The following is a 1,095-nucleotide window of genomic DNA, read 5'->3' as shown; positions in this document are numbered from 1 at the left end:
TAACCCGAACCAGAGTAGTTGCTCCATTGGAAAGGTCTGGCACATTTTCTACAGCACAGCGGTTAATGCCTAAGTTTAGTATTGAGGGTGTTGCAGTCGTGATGTCTACACCAGAGTTAGCAGGTATTGGTTTTTCAAACTTAGGAGAGCCAGTCGCGTCACTCGCAGATAAACGGCAAGAGATAATGGCGGCTTTAGATTTGTTGTTTTCAGGGATTTGAAAGTCAGAGGCTGTGAATTGAACTGTGTATCTGCTCAAACCTAACCTGTTAGAGTAGAAAGCTCTTTCCAAATGATGACTCTGCTAAAAAAGTGGTGTATTTAGCCATTCGAGAAGCATCGAAAAAGTGGAGCATGCCGATTCGTGATTGGAAATCGGCGTTGAATCGTTTTATGATCGAATTTGAAGAGAGACTAACCAATTACCAGTAAACCCTAAATCTGCACATCGTCGGGAGCTGTCTGAGAGGTTATTCTTTTGGCGGCTTTTTATAGCTTATAGCAATTAGCTATCTCTTTATTTTCCATTAGCTATTATCACCTCCAGTAGCTCATAAACATCAGTGTAAGGACAAGCCATACCTGCTCCCACCCTATCATGACTAGTTTTTAACTGTTGAGCTCGCTGTTTTGCTTTTTCGTATTCATCATTTGTAAAAATACTCGGACAAAGCGTTTTTGCCCGATCGGGATCATAACTAGGCACTATCTGCTGTAATTGTTTCCCTAATGCTTTTCTGTGGATTGCTGCCGACTGATCTGACTTATGAAGATACAACCATAGTTCAAAGCATGGATTAGAATAAGCAACTTTCAGATTATTCCCTTTCGCTTTTTCAAAAGACTCAGGAATGTACGGATGCTCATCACAATCAAAAACAGCCCAGACTTCAAAACTCTTATCAAGCGGATCTCCTGTCTTTCTTGCTGCCTTCACCAATTCTTTCTTTTTTAAAACAGCCTTATCTACAATAGTTTTAGGGACTCCAGCTGCGCCAACAGGCTCAATAGTAACAAGCTGATTACCATGAATTTCTACAAACTTCTTAAGATAATAAGGTTCCGTGTTTTTCCCTGAGTTATGATTGAAAGTAG

The 1,095-nt window shown here is 40.5% G+C and carries 2 protein-coding genes and 1 pseudogene; 2 read left to right on the top strand and 1 reads right to left on the bottom strand.

Annotated features, from left to right (window positions below; genetic code table 11):
• Together DKW60_RS23265 and DKW60_RS23260 are read left to right on the top strand one after the other, a co-directional pair.
• On the top strand, positions 1 to 221 hold a 221-nt coding region (locus DKW60_RS23265), incomplete at its 5' end, for a CcdB family protein (RefSeq protein WP_109840030.1).
• Positions 222 to 276: 55 nt separating this feature from the next.
• A pseudogene (locus DKW60_RS23260) lies at positions 277 to 432 on the top strand (IS256 family transposase); the annotation flags it as partial.
• 85 nt (positions 433 to 517) lie between these two features.
• Here DKW60_RS23260 and DKW60_RS23255 read toward each other — a convergent pair.
• Positions 518 to 1,095 (bottom strand): RloB family protein (locus DKW60_RS23255; RefSeq protein ID WP_109840029.1); only part of this gene is annotated, 578 nt, incomplete at its 5' end.

Origin of the sequence: Leucothrix pacifica, from assembly GCF_003172875.1 — a bacterium.
Taxonomy (GTDB): Bacteria; Pseudomonadota; Gammaproteobacteria; order Thiotrichales; family Thiotrichaceae; genus Leucothrix; species Leucothrix pacifica.
The sequence above is the reverse complement of the archived record's forward strand: the minus strand, read 5'-3'. Positions and strand labels throughout refer to the sequence as shown.